This window comes from Bifidobacterium saguini DSM 23967 (genome assembly GCF_000741715.1).
In the GTDB taxonomy this organism is placed as follows: Bacteria; Actinomycetota; Actinomycetes; order Actinomycetales; family Bifidobacteriaceae; genus Bifidobacterium; species Bifidobacterium saguini.
Map to the genome: position 1 here is coordinate 105,345 of NZ_JGZN01000016.1, position 14,408 is coordinate 119,752.

General features: G+C 63.8%; 6 protein-coding genes. 5 read left to right on the plus strand and 1 reads right to left on the minus strand.

Features of this window, described 5'->3' with window-relative positions; all coding sequences use genetic code 11:
- The first annotated feature begins 238 nt into the window (after positions 1 to 238).
- Together BISA_RS10275 and BISA_RS10280 are read left to right on the plus strand one after the other, a co-directional pair.
- Positions 239 to 4,252 (plus strand): LPXTG cell wall anchor domain-containing protein, encoded by a 4,014-nt coding sequence (locus BISA_RS10275; RefSeq protein WP_081890113.1) that lies wholly within the window; start codon positions 239 to 241, stop codon positions 4,250 to 4,252.
- 233 nt (positions 4,253 to 4,485) lie between these two features.
- Positions 4,486 to 6,252, plus strand: a complete 1,767-nt coding sequence (locus BISA_RS10280) for a SpaA isopeptide-forming pilin-related protein (RefSeq protein ID WP_033891814.1) — start codon at positions 4,486 to 4,488, stop codon at positions 6,250 to 6,252.
- Between the two features lie 351 nt (positions 6,253 to 6,603).
- Here BISA_RS10280 and BISA_RS12960 read toward each other — a convergent pair whose 3' ends face one another.
- Entirely contained in the window at positions 6,604 to 6,984 is a 381-nt protein-coding gene (locus BISA_RS12960; RefSeq protein ID WP_156099603.1) for a hypothetical protein, read from the minus strand.
- A gap of 225 nt (positions 6,985 to 7,209) precedes the next feature.
- Here BISA_RS12960 and BISA_RS12660 point away from each other — a divergent pair, with 225 nt between their 5' ends.
- From BISA_RS12660 to BISA_RS10295, 3 genes are read left to right on the plus strand one after another with little or no spacing between them, the layout of a single operon-like run.
- Positions 7,210 to 12,510 carry an InlB B-repeat-containing protein gene (locus BISA_RS12660; RefSeq protein ID WP_237746140.1) on the plus strand — a complete coding sequence of 1,767 codons (5,301 nt, stop codon included), beginning with the start codon at positions 7,210 to 7,212 and terminating at the stop codon, positions 12,508 to 12,510.
- Positions 12,510 to 13,472: a class C sortase gene (locus tag BISA_RS10290; protein WP_033891815.1), complete on the plus strand. Its 963-nt coding sequence runs from the start codon at positions 12,510 to 12,512 to the stop codon at positions 13,470 to 13,472. The genes BISA_RS12660 and BISA_RS10290 overlap by 1 nt, the downstream gene beginning before the upstream one ends.
- Positions 13,469 to 14,404 carry a hypothetical protein gene (locus BISA_RS10295; RefSeq protein ID WP_237746141.1) on the plus strand — a complete coding sequence of 312 codons (936 nt, stop codon included), beginning with the start codon at positions 13,469 to 13,471 and terminating at the stop codon, positions 14,402 to 14,404. Before BISA_RS10290 ends, BISA_RS10295 begins: the two co-directional genes overlap by 4 nt.
- Positions 14,405 to 14,408: the final 4 nt, after the last annotated feature.

The following is a 14,408-nucleotide window of genomic DNA, read 5'->3' on the forward strand; positions in this document are numbered from 1 at the left end:
GGGACGGTGTCGTCACTCTCGCCGGCCACCCTTCCCTGTATCCCCGGCTTTCACGCGTCCTTCCTTGCGTGGCTCCTTTTCCTGTTTCATGGCCGGCTCCGTCGTTATCGCCCGGTTATCGGCCCCTGTCGGGGTGTATGGCGTGGATTCCCTCGCGGCCTGCGGGCCGTGGGGTGTTCCGAAGGATAACGAGGGGCGGGAGAGGCCCGTCCTGTTGATCAACAACCAGGAGGAACCTATGGGGTTCAACAATGGTGCACTGGGGTCGCGGAGTCATGAACCGTCGGCTTCCGTGAACGGGAAAAGGAACGGGGTGCGCAGGACGCTGGCCGCGGCGGCCGCAGTGGCGACGCTCGCATCCGGCGGATTGGTCGCGGCGACCGCGTATGCGGGCGGTGGCGGCGGCAACGCCGGCGGCGGCGGTGTTACCGCCGATGGAAACTTCAACATCACGTGGCAGTATTCCGACAACGATAACGGCGGGTTCGGCCCGGCTTCGGACTGGCATTCCACGGAGAACGCGGTGAAGCTCGACTGGTATACGCTGGGCGGCAACGCCGAGACGCTCATCGAGCAGGCCACCACCGAGGCGAACGACAACTGCCTGGCTCGTTTCGACGAATCCCATCCTGACCAGAAGGGTCAGGGCCAGTGCCGTGTGGTCGGCGTCGGCGTGGTCGGAGCCGCGAACACGCGCACGTGGAACGGCATCGGCGGCGCGACCCACAAGCTGTGGATGAAGTACTGGCATCAGGTCGTGGATAACGTGAATTTCTCCAACAACGGCTCAATCTATACCACGGCTACGGAGTTCACCGATCAGGCCGGCTGGAACGTGGATAAGATCGCGGACACGTACGCTCCCGATTACAAGAACGACGCGTCCACCGGTTCCATCGTCGTGATCGCGTTGAACCAGTACGAGCCACGGGGCGAGCAGCCGCCATCTCCGCCGTCGAAGACCATCGAGAAGGGCACTTCCGCGGATTCGATGGCGAACGAGACGGTGATCTCCACCGGGACCGGTCGTCTCGGCACGAAGATGACCATCAGCGACACGATCGATCCGAACGGCATGGCGTACACGGTCACCGGGCAGAAGGTCATCGACACCACCGACGGCAACAAGGATGTGAGCGGCCAGTTCACGTTCAACACGAAGGATGGCGAGGCCGCGCCGGATAATGTGGCGACGGCCACGTGGAACGGCGGCGATCTGCCGGACTCCCACACGTTCGAGTATCATCTGACGATCACCGTCTCCCAGCCTTCCACGTCGAAGGTCGTGGATACGCCGTCGGTCACGTGGAACGACAAGGGAACGGGTGACGTGGATTCGCATGAGTTCCCGACCTGGGAGCCGAATCCCGATAAGAGCTGGATCAAGTACTCGGATGGGAAGTGGCAGGCCGTCATCGATCCGGACGAGACCAACGCCACCGGCGCGGACAACGTGAAGCTGCTTGACGGCGACATCGTCGGCAGCGCGGTCAACGCGACCGTCGACGGTGGTCTGAAGGAGGCTCCGAAGAGCCTGACCATCACGGATGATTGGACGAACGCCGATTACCTGGTCGACCGCAAGGGCGATATCAAGGTGTATGCGGCGGCCGCCGAACCGGATACCACCGAGACCGTCGAAGGCGTGACCGTGAAGCATATGACGAAGACCAGCGTCGCCGACATCGCCAACAAGGGGCTTGACGTCACCTCGAGCTTCGACATCACGGAGAACGGCACGGTCGTGACCGCCAGCGCGAAGAAGGCCTATCTGGCCAAGCTGAAGGGCATGAGCGGTCCGATCCAGTTGACCGTGATCGTCCCGTTCGTCGCCAACTTCGCCAACGGCAAGGGCGCGGAGCAGGTGCGTGAGGACTTCGGCAAGCAGCCGGGTGACGAGCTCACGTTCTGCACGAACCCGACCGACGCGAAGGATGAGTCCGGCCAGGCCCTGACGAACAAGGGCGCCGAGACGGTGAACGACCAGACCGTGCCGACCAACGAGCCGAAGATCTGCGGCTACGTGCCGAAGGTGGAGAAGGATGTGGTCGCCGAATCCTCGCAGGGCGGTGACCAGGATTCCGTGGACGGCAAGACCGTGTATCCGGGCCAGAAGGTCGAATACCAGCTGGACACGCAGCCGAACCTGCCGGCCGATCTCGCCTACCTGGTGAAGAACGTCGTGTTCACCGACACGTACGACCAGTACCTCACGCCGGACAAGCAGACCGTCGAGATGATGGACCTCGCCACCGGCAAGGTCGTGTCCAAGAAGAAGTACGAGACCAAGTGGGATGAGGAGAACCACCTCTTCCAGCTGACCGTCACCGACCAGGATCTGATCGGCCAGTGGAAGGCCGGCGCGAATCCGCGCATCCAGATCCGTTTCGAGGGCACCGTGGCCGAGGACGCCCCGACCGACCACAAGGTGAACAACAGGTGGATGCTCACGTTGAACAATTCACTGACCCCGTCGAACGAGGTGTTCAACCTGCCGCCCGACTTCACCCCGAAGAAGGACGTCACCCAGTCCGCCGAACAGGGTGATCCGACCATCTCGATCGATGGGAAGACCCTGCTGCTCGGTGACACCGGCTACTACAAGGTCAGCATCGACGCCACGCGGAAAGACAATGCGTACAAGGTGTGGAGGCTCGGCGCGGTCGATGACTACGACGAGAAGTATCTGACCGTGGACCCGTCCAGGATCGAGATCATCGGAGCCGACGGCAAGGACTACACCAAGGCCTTCAACATCCAGTTGCAGGATGGAATCGTGTACGCGTTCGCCAGGACCGTGGACACGGAGATCCCCGCCACCGGCGAGACCGTGAAGGGCGACCCGCAGCCGGCCGATCTGAAGGCCTACTCGGAGATGACCGACAAGGATTACGATCCGCTCAAGGACCCGAGCATCGACCAGTCGCTGCTCGGCCAGGAGTACACGCTGACCATCCCCTACACCGTCTCAAAGGTGGATGACGGCTACGTGGTGAAGAACACCGCCACGCAGATCGTCAACAACGTGAAGAAGGAGACCAACACGGTGTCCAATCCGTTGAAGCCGATCAACCCGGTGAAGGATGTGACCGTGAAGGTCGGCGGCGAAAGCGTGGATGGCAAGAGCATCTACCTGGATTCCACGTTCCTCTACCAGCTTGACAGCTCCGTCATCCCGGCCGACCGCGCCTACCAGCAGGTCGCCAACTGGGGTGTGGACGACCAGTTGGATCCCGCGTACGACGAGCTGACCGGCCAGTGGGCCGTTTACGCGGCACGCGACCTGTACCAGGATGGCAACGTGATCGCGAAGAAGGGTGAAAGGATCGCCGGCAGCGGCTTCGACAGCTCGAAGCTCGGCGGGGACCTGTTCACCGCCACGCTCGACAAGACGACCGGCAAGGTGACGATCACCGCCACCCAGACGTATCTGGATCTCGTCTCCAAGGACACCGCTCATGAGCAGGCATGGCGCGCCTACCTGCAGGTCAAGCGCGTCAAGGTCACGGACCGTCACGAGAACGTGTTCACCGAGCATTACAACGGCAAGGCCCTCGTGAGCAACATCGTGTGGACCCGCACCCCGGATCTCACCCCGAGCCTGAATATCGAGAAGTGGGACAAGAAGAGCGGCTTCCCGGCCGGCGACCGCGACGATTCCAAGGACGCGCTGAAGGGCGCCAAGGACGGTGACGTGATCGTGTTCACCATCACCAACACGTCCAAGGACGAGGATGGTCACGGCGCATGGTTCAAGGCATCCGATCTGAAGCTCACGGATCAGACGATCGTCGGTGACGGCACCGTCACCGACCTGAAGTACCCGTCGAACTGGGACACGCTCGTGCTGAAGCCCGGCGACCATGTGGACGTGGAAGGCACCCTCACCGGGTTCACCTCCGCGAACCATACTGATCGTGCCAAGGTGACCGGCACCCCGCTCGTCTCCTGCCCCGCCACCGACGCCAACCCGTTCGGCGGCCAGTCCGATGATTCCACCGGTTCCGCCGGGGAGACCACCGGGTTGAAGCAGGTGACCATCGACGGTCAGACCCGTTGCGAGGACACGAAGGTCGAATCCAACACGGATGACTGGAACGGCGTCAACGGATTCCTGTCCACCACCGGTGCGGGCATCCTGCCGGTCGTGATCGCGGCCATCGCCCTGCTCGTCGCAGGTGGCGTCGGCCTCGTTCTGACACAGCGTCGCGGCATGGCCGAATCCTGCCAGCCGGCGCATTCCGCCAAGTGACATCAAGCCCCGGGCCCTCGGCCCGGGGCCGTTCCGGCATTTTGATGCCATAACAGACACCGCTGGTCCTCTCCTTGCTCATGCACTCGGAGAGGACCAGCGGTGACCCGTTTTGCCGCATCCGGGCGACGATCCAAGAGGTTCGACCCCTCTGAACGGGACGCACAGGGAAGTGACGAACTGTCATTCCACGTCACCTTCCTCAAATCCAGGAATGAAAGGAGACAGGGATTATGCCTATCGGTACGAAACGGCTCATGGCGACGGCCTGCATGGCGGCCATGATGCTCACGGGAATCGGAGTCGTTTCCGGCAGCGCGTATGCGGCTTCGGAGACGATCACCCTGCAGGGTGCGGATGGGGCCTCGTTGGCGGGTCACACGTTCAACGTCTATCAGATCGGCTCGTATACGGGCGTCGAACTGGATGGGAGCACGATCAGCGGGCTCGGCGTCACGGGTTCGGACGCGTCGAACGCGTGGGCCGCGGACGCGATCAGGATCGCGAACGCGTATACGACGGACACGTCGGATGACATCAGGGATGTGGCGGGCTATGATTCCGCGGGCGACATCGCCGCGATCCGCATGGATGAGACCAGCCAACTGTCGAACATCCAGGCCGCGTTGAACGCGTCCGGCAAGAAACCCTCGCCGATCACGGGCGGCGCGGATCTGACCGGCAATGACGCGACCCTGGAGGTCACGGTGCCGGAGGCCGGATTGTATTACGTCACGGATTCGGCCGGCATGCCTTTGATCGTCGGCACGAAGGCGGGTGCTGGCGAGCATATGAAGGATCAGGCGGATCGTGCTTTGGGCGTGGCCGTCATCAAATCCAAGTCCGTGGACACGGACAAGAAGGTCGTCCTGGAGCGTGACGGCAAGCAGGTCGTCAGGCAGGGCGACACCGCGGATCCGGCGTCCGCCACCCTGGGCGACACGGTGACGCACACGATCGATACGACGGTCCCGACCACGGCCGTCAAGTTCAAGCTCACCGACACGCCGTCGGGCGAAACCTATGTGAAAGGCAGCCTGAAGGTCGTGTTGGCGAAGGATTCCACTGATGTGACGAAATCCGTGACCCTGTATGACGGTTCCACGCAGAACAACGCGACCATACTGCCGGGCGACAATACGATGCTTCAGGCGGATGGCACGGCCGCCGACCCGGATATCACGGTGCCGGCCGGCGGTTGGGCGATGGATCTGACCCCGTTGATCGCGTCGAACGGCGGCGCGAAGATCACCGTCTCCTACCAGAGCGTCATCAGCGGGAACGCGGACGGGAAGCCGGCGGAGAACACGGTCGTGTCGCACGGCGTGTTCCAGGACGGCAACCAGTACACGATCGTCGACTCGGATGACAAGGTGGACGTGGAATCCTACGGGTTCACGCTGGCGAAGACCGACGCGGAATCCACCGTCAACATCCCCCCGCAGGCCGCGAATGCGACGGATACGGCCAACTATCTGAACGGCGCCGGATTCCAGATCCAGGACGGCGACGGCGACTGGCTGACCCGGGACAAGACCACCGGCGCATGGTCGAAGGCCAAGGATCAGCAGACGGCCACCACGTTCGTCACCGGCGACACCAACATGGATGGCACGGTCGACTCCACGGATGATGCGGCCGGCAAGGGCCTGATCGAATTCACCGGCCTGGGGGCCGGCACGTACACGGTCACCGAAACCAAGGCGCCGAAGGGGTACGCGTCCTGGGCGATGCCGTCCCTGACGGTCACGATCGACGACGCGGGCACCATCACCTACCAGGGCAAGGACCAGCCCGGATTGACCAGCACGGTATCCAACGATGAGGTGCAGGTGAAGAACATCGCCAACCTCACCCAACTGCCGCAGACCGGCGGCGCATTGGCCGCCATGTTCTGGATCGTCGTATCCGCCCCCGTGTGGGGTGCGGGTCTCACGCTCACGGTGAAGGCGTTGAAGGATCGTCGCGATCTGGCCGCCGCGGGCGGGATCCGCGCCTGATCCAGCGGATCCGCACCAGGGGTGCGGGTGTTTCCGTGAAGGGGTTTCGGAAAGCCCCGCACCCCGTTTTTCATCCGTTTGTTGTAGGGGAATCTCTCAAGGAGAAGCAATGAGGAGACCATTAACACGATTGGCCGCCGGAGTCGCGTCCGTCGCGATCCTGCTGACGGGCGGCATGATCGCCGCGGGCACGGCGAACGCGGACGAGCCGAGCCTGCAGGCCGTGAAACAGATGGCCGACACGCTCACGGGCCGGGTGAGGGAGGCCGCCGCGCAGGCCGTGTCAGCCACGCGCGCGACCGCGGATTCGACCGTGGCGTATCCGCGGTCGCTGGTGAACGGGGGCTTCGACTATCTGCCGACGGCGGCTGGGATACGATCAGCCCGCATGCGGGCGACGGCGGCGGCAAGTACACGAGCATCGACCCGATCAACGGCCAGTACATGTACGATACGTTCAACGATGCGCGCGCATGGCGCGACTGGACCGGTTTCAACGCCTCCAGGTTCGGGTGGACGTCCGATCAGGAGGGAGGACAGCCGCAGGGCAACGGCCTGACCGACCATAAGGGCAGCGTCGAACTGCAGCGGGATTCCGCGACCGGCAACACGTACGCGGAAATCGTGGGCAGCGAAATCAACAAGAGCATCCTGCAGAGGATCGACACGCGGAACAATACGGACGCGGTGTACACGATCCGGTTCGACCACGCCGCGTTGAGCAGCGAGCATGCGGATTCGATGCAGGCTTTGGTCAACGGGAAGCCGGTCGAGGTGACGCGCGTCACCAGCAACCTGGCCGGCGATCCGACCGGCTGGAGGGGCACGGACATCGTCACGCACGCGACGAACGGCAACCGTTTCCACCACGACGGCCAGTGGGCGACCTATGAGGGGCAGGTCACGATCCCCGCGAACACGCCCGTCAGCACGTTCAGCTTCAAAGCCCTGAACAACGTGGACCCGTCGAAGGGCAACCTGATCGACAACCTGACGTTCACCATCGCCTACAAGCTCGACTACGATGCGAACGGCGGCGCAAAGAGCGACGCGAGCCGGATCAGCTCGAAGACCACCGGCGAATCCGCCGAGACCACGGGCAAGGTGAAGACCATCCAGGATTCCTCCAGCCTCCCGGCGAACGCGGTGGCCGTGGCGGATGCGGGGCATGAGAACCTGGTCAATGGGGACTTCGAATATCCGGCGGACGCGGCCAAGGGCGTCGACAACCCGGTGTGGACGGCGATCACGCCCGACGGGAAACGGTATACGGGCTGCGTCACCGACCAATGGCAGCCGATCAGCGGATTCGACAAGTCGAGGTTCGGCTGGTCGAGCAGCCAGACCAGCGGCTCCTACCAGGGGTGCGGCGTCAACCAGCGTGCCGCGGGAGCCGTGGAACTCCAGGTCGACAATGACGGAAACCAGTATGCGGAACTGACCGCCGCGCAGGCGGGCACCGCGATCTACCAGGATGTTGCCACCACGCCGGGCGTCGCCTACACGTGGACGCTGAAGCACGCGAGCCTGACCGGCGAGCATGCGGACAGCATGCAGGTGCTCATCGGCCAGCCCGGCCATGAGACCGCGCAGGAGGCGGAACGCGTCACGTCGAACGGGCACGGGGATACGACCGGCCCGGTCGGCACCACGATCACCACCAAGACCACGAACACGGATTCATTGGATCACGCGGACCAGTGGGAGACGTACACGGGCACCTACGTGGCCACGTCCACCACCACCCGGTTCACGTTCAAGAGCCTGTCCGACTGGAGCCAGGTGAAAGGCAACCTGCTGGACGATGTGAGCTTCAAGACCGCCTACAAGCTGAACTATCAGGGCAACGGCGGTGAAGGCGAGACCCCGTCCTCCTCGAAGGCGGATTCCACGCAACCCGCCGCATTCAAGTCCGCGAACGCGAAGACCAACGGCACCGTGAAGCCGATCGCCGACAAGACCGTGAAGGTTCCCTCCTATGATCTGGAGACGTCGGATGTTCCGGGCCAGTATCGTGATTTCATCCTCGACACCACCAAGGTCAAGCTCAGCGACGTGAAGTTCGCTTCCGGCCAATGGCTGGAGACCACGTATCAGGGTCATGATGCGTACTGGCCGCTGACCGGGGATGCGTACCTGACCATCCCGAACGTGGGATCATGGACGAATCCGCAGGGAGCCTCCCACACGATCGACGCGACCGTCAGCCTCGCCTCATGGAACGGCGGCTATGTCGGCGATTGGAACGGTCATGATTTCTGGCTGTTCGCCGAACAGCGTTCCGATGACATCCCCTCCAAGGTGACGAAGGCGTTGGGCGGTGTCGACACGTCGAAGCGTTCCGGCAATTCTTGGACCGTGAGGTTCACCTACTCGGATGGCACGCCGGTACCCGACACGTTCAAGGGCGTCACCGGTTTCAACGACCTCGACGGGCAGGACGCGAATCCGAGCATTCCGTTCGAGGGAGTGGAACTGCTCTCCGGTTTCGACGGGGCCTACAAGACCCGTGACGCGGAATTGGTCTCCTACGGGACGAACGGCTACGCGGGCTACAAGCGTGATGCGGGCGACGAATCGAACCTTGACGGCGAGATCCAGGTCAGGCATCGTCTGGCCGCCACGTGGACCGGAGCGTCGTTCACGTTCGGCTACAACATGGATGCGAGCTACCACGGCAACGCGAAGACCACGTTCGGCGTTCCCGTGACCCGCACCCAGGTGCTCACCTACAACGGCAACGGAGGTACGGGCAAGGTCCCGTCGCACACGGATTCGGATATGGTCGAAACCGCGAACGCGAAGACCAATGGCACCGTGAGGCTCGCTGCCGATTCGACCGGCAAGGTTCCGGTCTATGATCTCGAATCCACGGATGTTCCGGGCCAGTATCGTGATTTCATCCTCGACACGACGAAGACCAGGCTCGCGGATGCGCGGTTCGATTCGGATTGGGTGACGTCCAAGGACGAAAGCGGCGGAAACCTGTACTGGCCGACCAGGCTGGGCGCGTCCGTCACCCTGCCTGATGTGGGTTCGTGGACGGATCCGCAGGGCGTGAGCCACCGGATCAATGCGACTCTTGCGTTGAAGGAGTGGAACGGCGGCAACATCGGCCAGTTGAACAGTTTCGACGCGAACAACAAGATCGTGGGCGACGGCCTGTTCTGGATCAACGTCGTCTACCGGAACGATGACGTGCCCGCCCAGGTGCGCAGGAGTCTGGGCGGCATCGACATGTCACGGCGCGTCGGCTGCCAGTGGACCGTCAGCTTCACCTACGAGGACGGCACCAGCGTACCGGATTCGTTCCATGGCGTCACCGGGTTCAACGACCTGGACGGCTGGGATGCGCAGCCGGATCTCGCGTTCGAGGGCGTGCAACTGGTCGGCGGGTTCGACGGCGCGTACAAGACCCGGGATGCGGAATTGGCCGCCTACGGGACGAACGGCTGGGCCGGCATCACGCGGTCGGTTGACGAGTCCGATCTGAACGGCGAACAGCAGGTGAAACACCGGTTGGCCGCCACCTGGACCGGAGCGTCGTTCACGTTCTCCTATGATCTGAAGAACCCGGCCGGCCGTACGGACGGCGTGCATATGACGTTCGGCGCGCCCGTCACCCGCAGCCAGGTGCTCACCTACAAGGCGAACGGGGGCACGGGGAAGCTGCCTTCGCACACCACGGCGGATTCGGTCGAACCCGCCGCCTCCACGACCGTCGGCACGGTGAAGCCGATCGCCGGCAAGTCCGTTTCGGAGACTCCCATGGCGCTCTACGATTCGACCACCGAGCAAGCCGATGGCTCGCGTCAAAGGACCATCACCCGTTCGGATGGTTCGGTGCGTGTGGAGACAATCGACGCGTCCACCGACACGGTGGCCGGCTGCCAGGTCTACTATCCGGCCGGCACCAAAATCACGTTGGCGACCATGGAGAAGGACTCCGACTGCTGGGATTCCAGCATGATCTCGAAGGATCATCGCACGTTCTACGGATGGTCGGCGAACACGGATGCGAACGACCAGGACGTTCCCGTCACGGACACCATGGATCGTGCCACATTGGACGCGAATAAGGCGACCGAGATCACCATGCCGGCCCGCGCGAAGACCGTGTACGCGTTGTGGGCGATCGACCCGACCCTCACCTACGACGTGAACGCCCCGACCGGCACGACCGCGCCGAAGGCGCCGGAACCGCAGGAGGTCGCCTATGATACGGCCGCGGCGAACGCGAGCGGCTGGAGCGAGGGCGAGACGACCCGGATCCCCGGCTACCGGTTCGACGGCTGGTATACGAGCGTTGATGGGAACACGAAATACGATTTCGCGTCCAAACTCACCTCGGATACGACCATATACGCGCATTGGACGCCGATCGGCTACACCGTGCACTACGAGCCGAACGGCGGCACCGGAACCATGAGCGACCAACCGTTCACGTTCGACGTGCCGCAGAACCTCACCGCGAACGCGTTCACGCGTGATGGTTGGACGTTCGCCGGCTGGAAACGCCAGGACACGAAGGACTCGTATACGGACGGCCAGCAGGTCACGAACCTGACCACCACCCCGGATGACACCGTCACCATGCTCGCCCAATGGACGGCGAACCCGGCCGGCATCCACTACGAGGCGAACCCGCCGGCCGGCAACACGGCGAACGGCGAGGGAACCCCGGACTGGACCGGCGTGACCGGTGACACGCCGAGCATCGGCGCGATCGGCTGGACGACCGACGGGTACACGTTCACCGGCTGGAACACGAGCCCGGACGGCAAGGGCGATTCGTACGCGCCGGGCACCACGTGGAACGCGTCGGGCACGCTCACCCTGTACGCGCAATGGTCGGCCGGCGAAGCGTCGCTTTCCTACGACGGCAACGGGGCGACCGGTGGCGGCACCGCCGCCCAGACCGGCAGGACGGATGAGAAGGTCAAGGTCCAGGCCAACGGGTTCACTCGCGATGGCTGGACGTTCACCGGCTGGAACACGAGCGCGGACGGCAAGGGCACGAAGGTGGCCGAGGGTGCGGATTGGACGCTGAAGGGCCATGCGACCCTGTACGCACAATGGACCGCGATGAAACAGACCCTCACGTATGACGGCAACGGTGCCACCAGTGGTGACACCCAACCTCAGAACGGTGTTACCGGTCAGACCATCACCACGCGAAGCAACGGATTCACACGTGACGGATACTCGTTCGTCCGCTGGGACACCGGCAAGGATGGCGACGGGACCGGCTACAAGGAGAACGCCGACTACGTGATGCAGCCCGCGAACAACGTGCTGTACGCGATCTGGCAGGCCGACCCCGCAAGCATCGTCTACAAGCCATGCCCCACAACCGGCGTCGACGGCGGCACGCCCGACACGACGGGCGTGACCGGCCAGAGCGTGCAGCTCGCCGAGAACGGGTTCACCCGGGCCGGCTACACGTTCCAGGGCTGGACCACCAAATGCGAGGCCGGAAACCCCACGAGTCCGGATGCGATCGTGCCACCGGGCACGAAACTGATCCTGACGCCCGGCGAAACCCCCTACTATCCGGTATGGAAGGCCAACCCCGCGCACCTCGTCTACCAGCCCAACGGCGGCAGCGGGGACGCGAAGACCGTCGACGGGGTCGTGGACCAGACGGTGACCACGATCGCGAACCCCTACCAGCGGACCGGATACACGTTCACCGGCTGGAACACGAGCGCGGACGGCAAGGGCACGCAAATCGGCGAGAACGCGGATTACACGCTCACCGCCGACGAGAAGGCCGTTCCCGCGAACACGCACGTCCTGTACGCGCAGTGGACGATCAACACCACCACGCTCCACTTCGACCCGAACGGCGGCGTGGGCATCGGATTGGAGGATCTGACCGGCGACGCGCTCACCACGCTCACCATCCCCGCCGACTACGGGAAGGGGAAGGTGACGAGGCCCGGATTCCGGTTCACCGGCTGGAGCCTCGAAAAGACGCCCGCCGATGATACGGATCTGCTGCAGCCGGGCGAAGGGCAGGTGAACCTGCCAGCCGAAGGCACCGTCACCGTGTACGCGCAGTGGACACCCGAGCTCACCACCCTGCCCTACACGGGCGGCCGGGTGAGGATACCGACCATCGGATTGTGGATCACCGGCATGGGCCTGATCCTCATGCTCGGAGCCCTCACCCCGCTCATGCGGCTGCATGCCACGGCTTCGCGCCGACGCAACGGAAGGCACACGCCGAACACGGGTGGAAGGCACGCGGCCTGATGACCACGATGATGATGGAGGGTTGGGCGGATCTGATCGTCCGTCCGGCCCGCATGCAGGCGGCGCACGACATGCTGCTGCGCCGCCTGCACCGGCGCTACCGGCTCACCGCCCTGGCCGCGATCCTCTGCCTGATCCTGGGATCATTGCTCACCATGGCCCCGTATCTGATCCAGATGTGGGGGCAACGGGAGGTGGAGGCGCACGCCAGAGCGGTCACGGAGACCGCAAGCATGTTCCCCGAAGCATCCAGGGAGTCGGCCGTCGAGCAAGCGGTCGCCTGGAATCGACGCCTCTACGAGTCCGGCCAGCCGATCATCGGCGAACCCGTGTTCGACGGGAAAACCGCCGGCGGCTTCCAGGGCGACGCGGAATACCAGCGTCAACTGTCCGTGAACGGGTTGGATGCGATGGGCGAGCTGCTCATCCCCGTGATCGGCGTGGACATGCCCATCATGCACGGCGCCGGCCAGCAGGTGTTGGAGCATGCGGCCGGCCACCTGCCCGGCACGTCGCTGCCGGTCGGCGGGAACAACACGCGCACCGTGATCACCGGGCATTCGAACCTGAAAACGGCGACCCTGTTCACCCGGTTGGGCGAACTGAAACCGGACGACAGGTTCTACATCCGCGTCATGGGGCACACGCTCGCCTACCGGGTCACGTCGAAACAGGTGATCCGCCCCGACCAGACCCGTGCGCTGCGCATCCGGAAGAACCGGGATATGGCGACCCTGCTGACCTGCACGGGAGCGGGAAACACGATGCGGCTCATCGTCAACGGGATACGCGACGACGATCCCAGCCACATGGACCCCGGCATGGAACCCCGCGACCGGCTGAACGCCATGATCACGGGCATCACCGCCGGCCTGACCATCCTCGCCGTCGGCATCCCCCTCGCCGTGAGACGGGAGCCGACCGGCATGCATATCGGCTATCAAAGGAAAGGAAACCAATGATGAAACACACCGAAACCACCCCCGACGCGATACGTAGGGGGGTGGCGCTCCTGACCGTCGTTCTCACGCTCATCCCGTTGACGGCATGCGCGTCCGCCGGCACGACGGGCATGAGCGCGCAAACCCCAATGAACGCGTCGACCATCGCGAACGCCACGTTGCCGGATCACATCGTCAACGGGGATTTCGAAGCCTACACATGGCGGCAGCTGACCGGCGGCCAGCAGGAACCCGGCCTGGGCAACTGGACCAGCATCGACCCGGCCACGGGAGCATCCTACGTATCCTCCAACAACAACCACTGGTCGTGGAAGGTCACTGATTGGGACAACAACCGGTTCGCATGGGCGAGCACTCAGGTGAAAGGCGCCAGCGCCGAACAACGTGCCGGCGCGGTCGAACTCCAAAAGGAGGACGACACCAATAACATCTACGCGGAGATCACCGCCGCGCAGGCGGGCACCGCCATCTACCAGGACATTAATACGGCCAGTGACACTCCGGTCGTCTACCGTGTGAGGCTCGACCATGCGAGCATCAGCCGCACCTGGCTGGACAAGATGCAGGTGCTCGTCGGCAAACCCGGCGAGGAGCAAGCCGTGCCCATGACCCGCACCAGTTCGAACGGGAACGGCGACCAGACCGGCGAGACCAGCGACGTCATCGCCACCACGGTCTCCAACCAGCCACAGGGATGCCATTCTGACGGAGTCATATGCTCGGCCCGCAACCACAAAGGCCAATGGGAGACCTATGAAGGCCAGGTGACGATCCCGGCCGGTCAGCAGGTCACCCGGTTCACGTTCCTCAACAAATCCAGCAGCAGTAACAACAGCGGCAACCTGGTCGACAACATCGTGTTCGAGAAAGCCTACCCGCTCAACTACGACGCGAACGGCGGCACCCTCACCCAGACACCCGGCAGCAAGTAGACAA

What these genes read in the sequence shown, in the direction of transcription:
- BISA_RS12960 (WP_156099603.1), bottom strand. Translation starts at nt 6,984, where the DNA reads ATGCTCGCTGCTCAACGCGGCGTGGTCGAACCGGATCGTGTACACCGC.
- BISA_RS10295 (WP_237746141.1), top strand. Translation starts at nt 13,469, where the DNA reads ATGATGAAACACACCGAAACCACCCCCGACGCGATACGTAGGGGGGTG.
- BISA_RS10280 (WP_033891814.1), top strand. Translation starts at nt 4,486, where the DNA reads ATGCCTATCGGTACGAAACGGCTCATGGCGACGGCCTGCATGGCGGCC.
- BISA_RS10290 (WP_033891815.1), top strand. Translation starts at nt 12,510, where the DNA reads ATGACCACGATGATGATGGAGGGTTGGGCGGATCTGATCGTCCGTCCG.
- BISA_RS10275 (WP_081890113.1), top strand. Translation starts at nt 239, where the DNA reads ATGGGGTTCAACAATGGTGCACTGGGGTCGCGGAGTCATGAACCGTCG.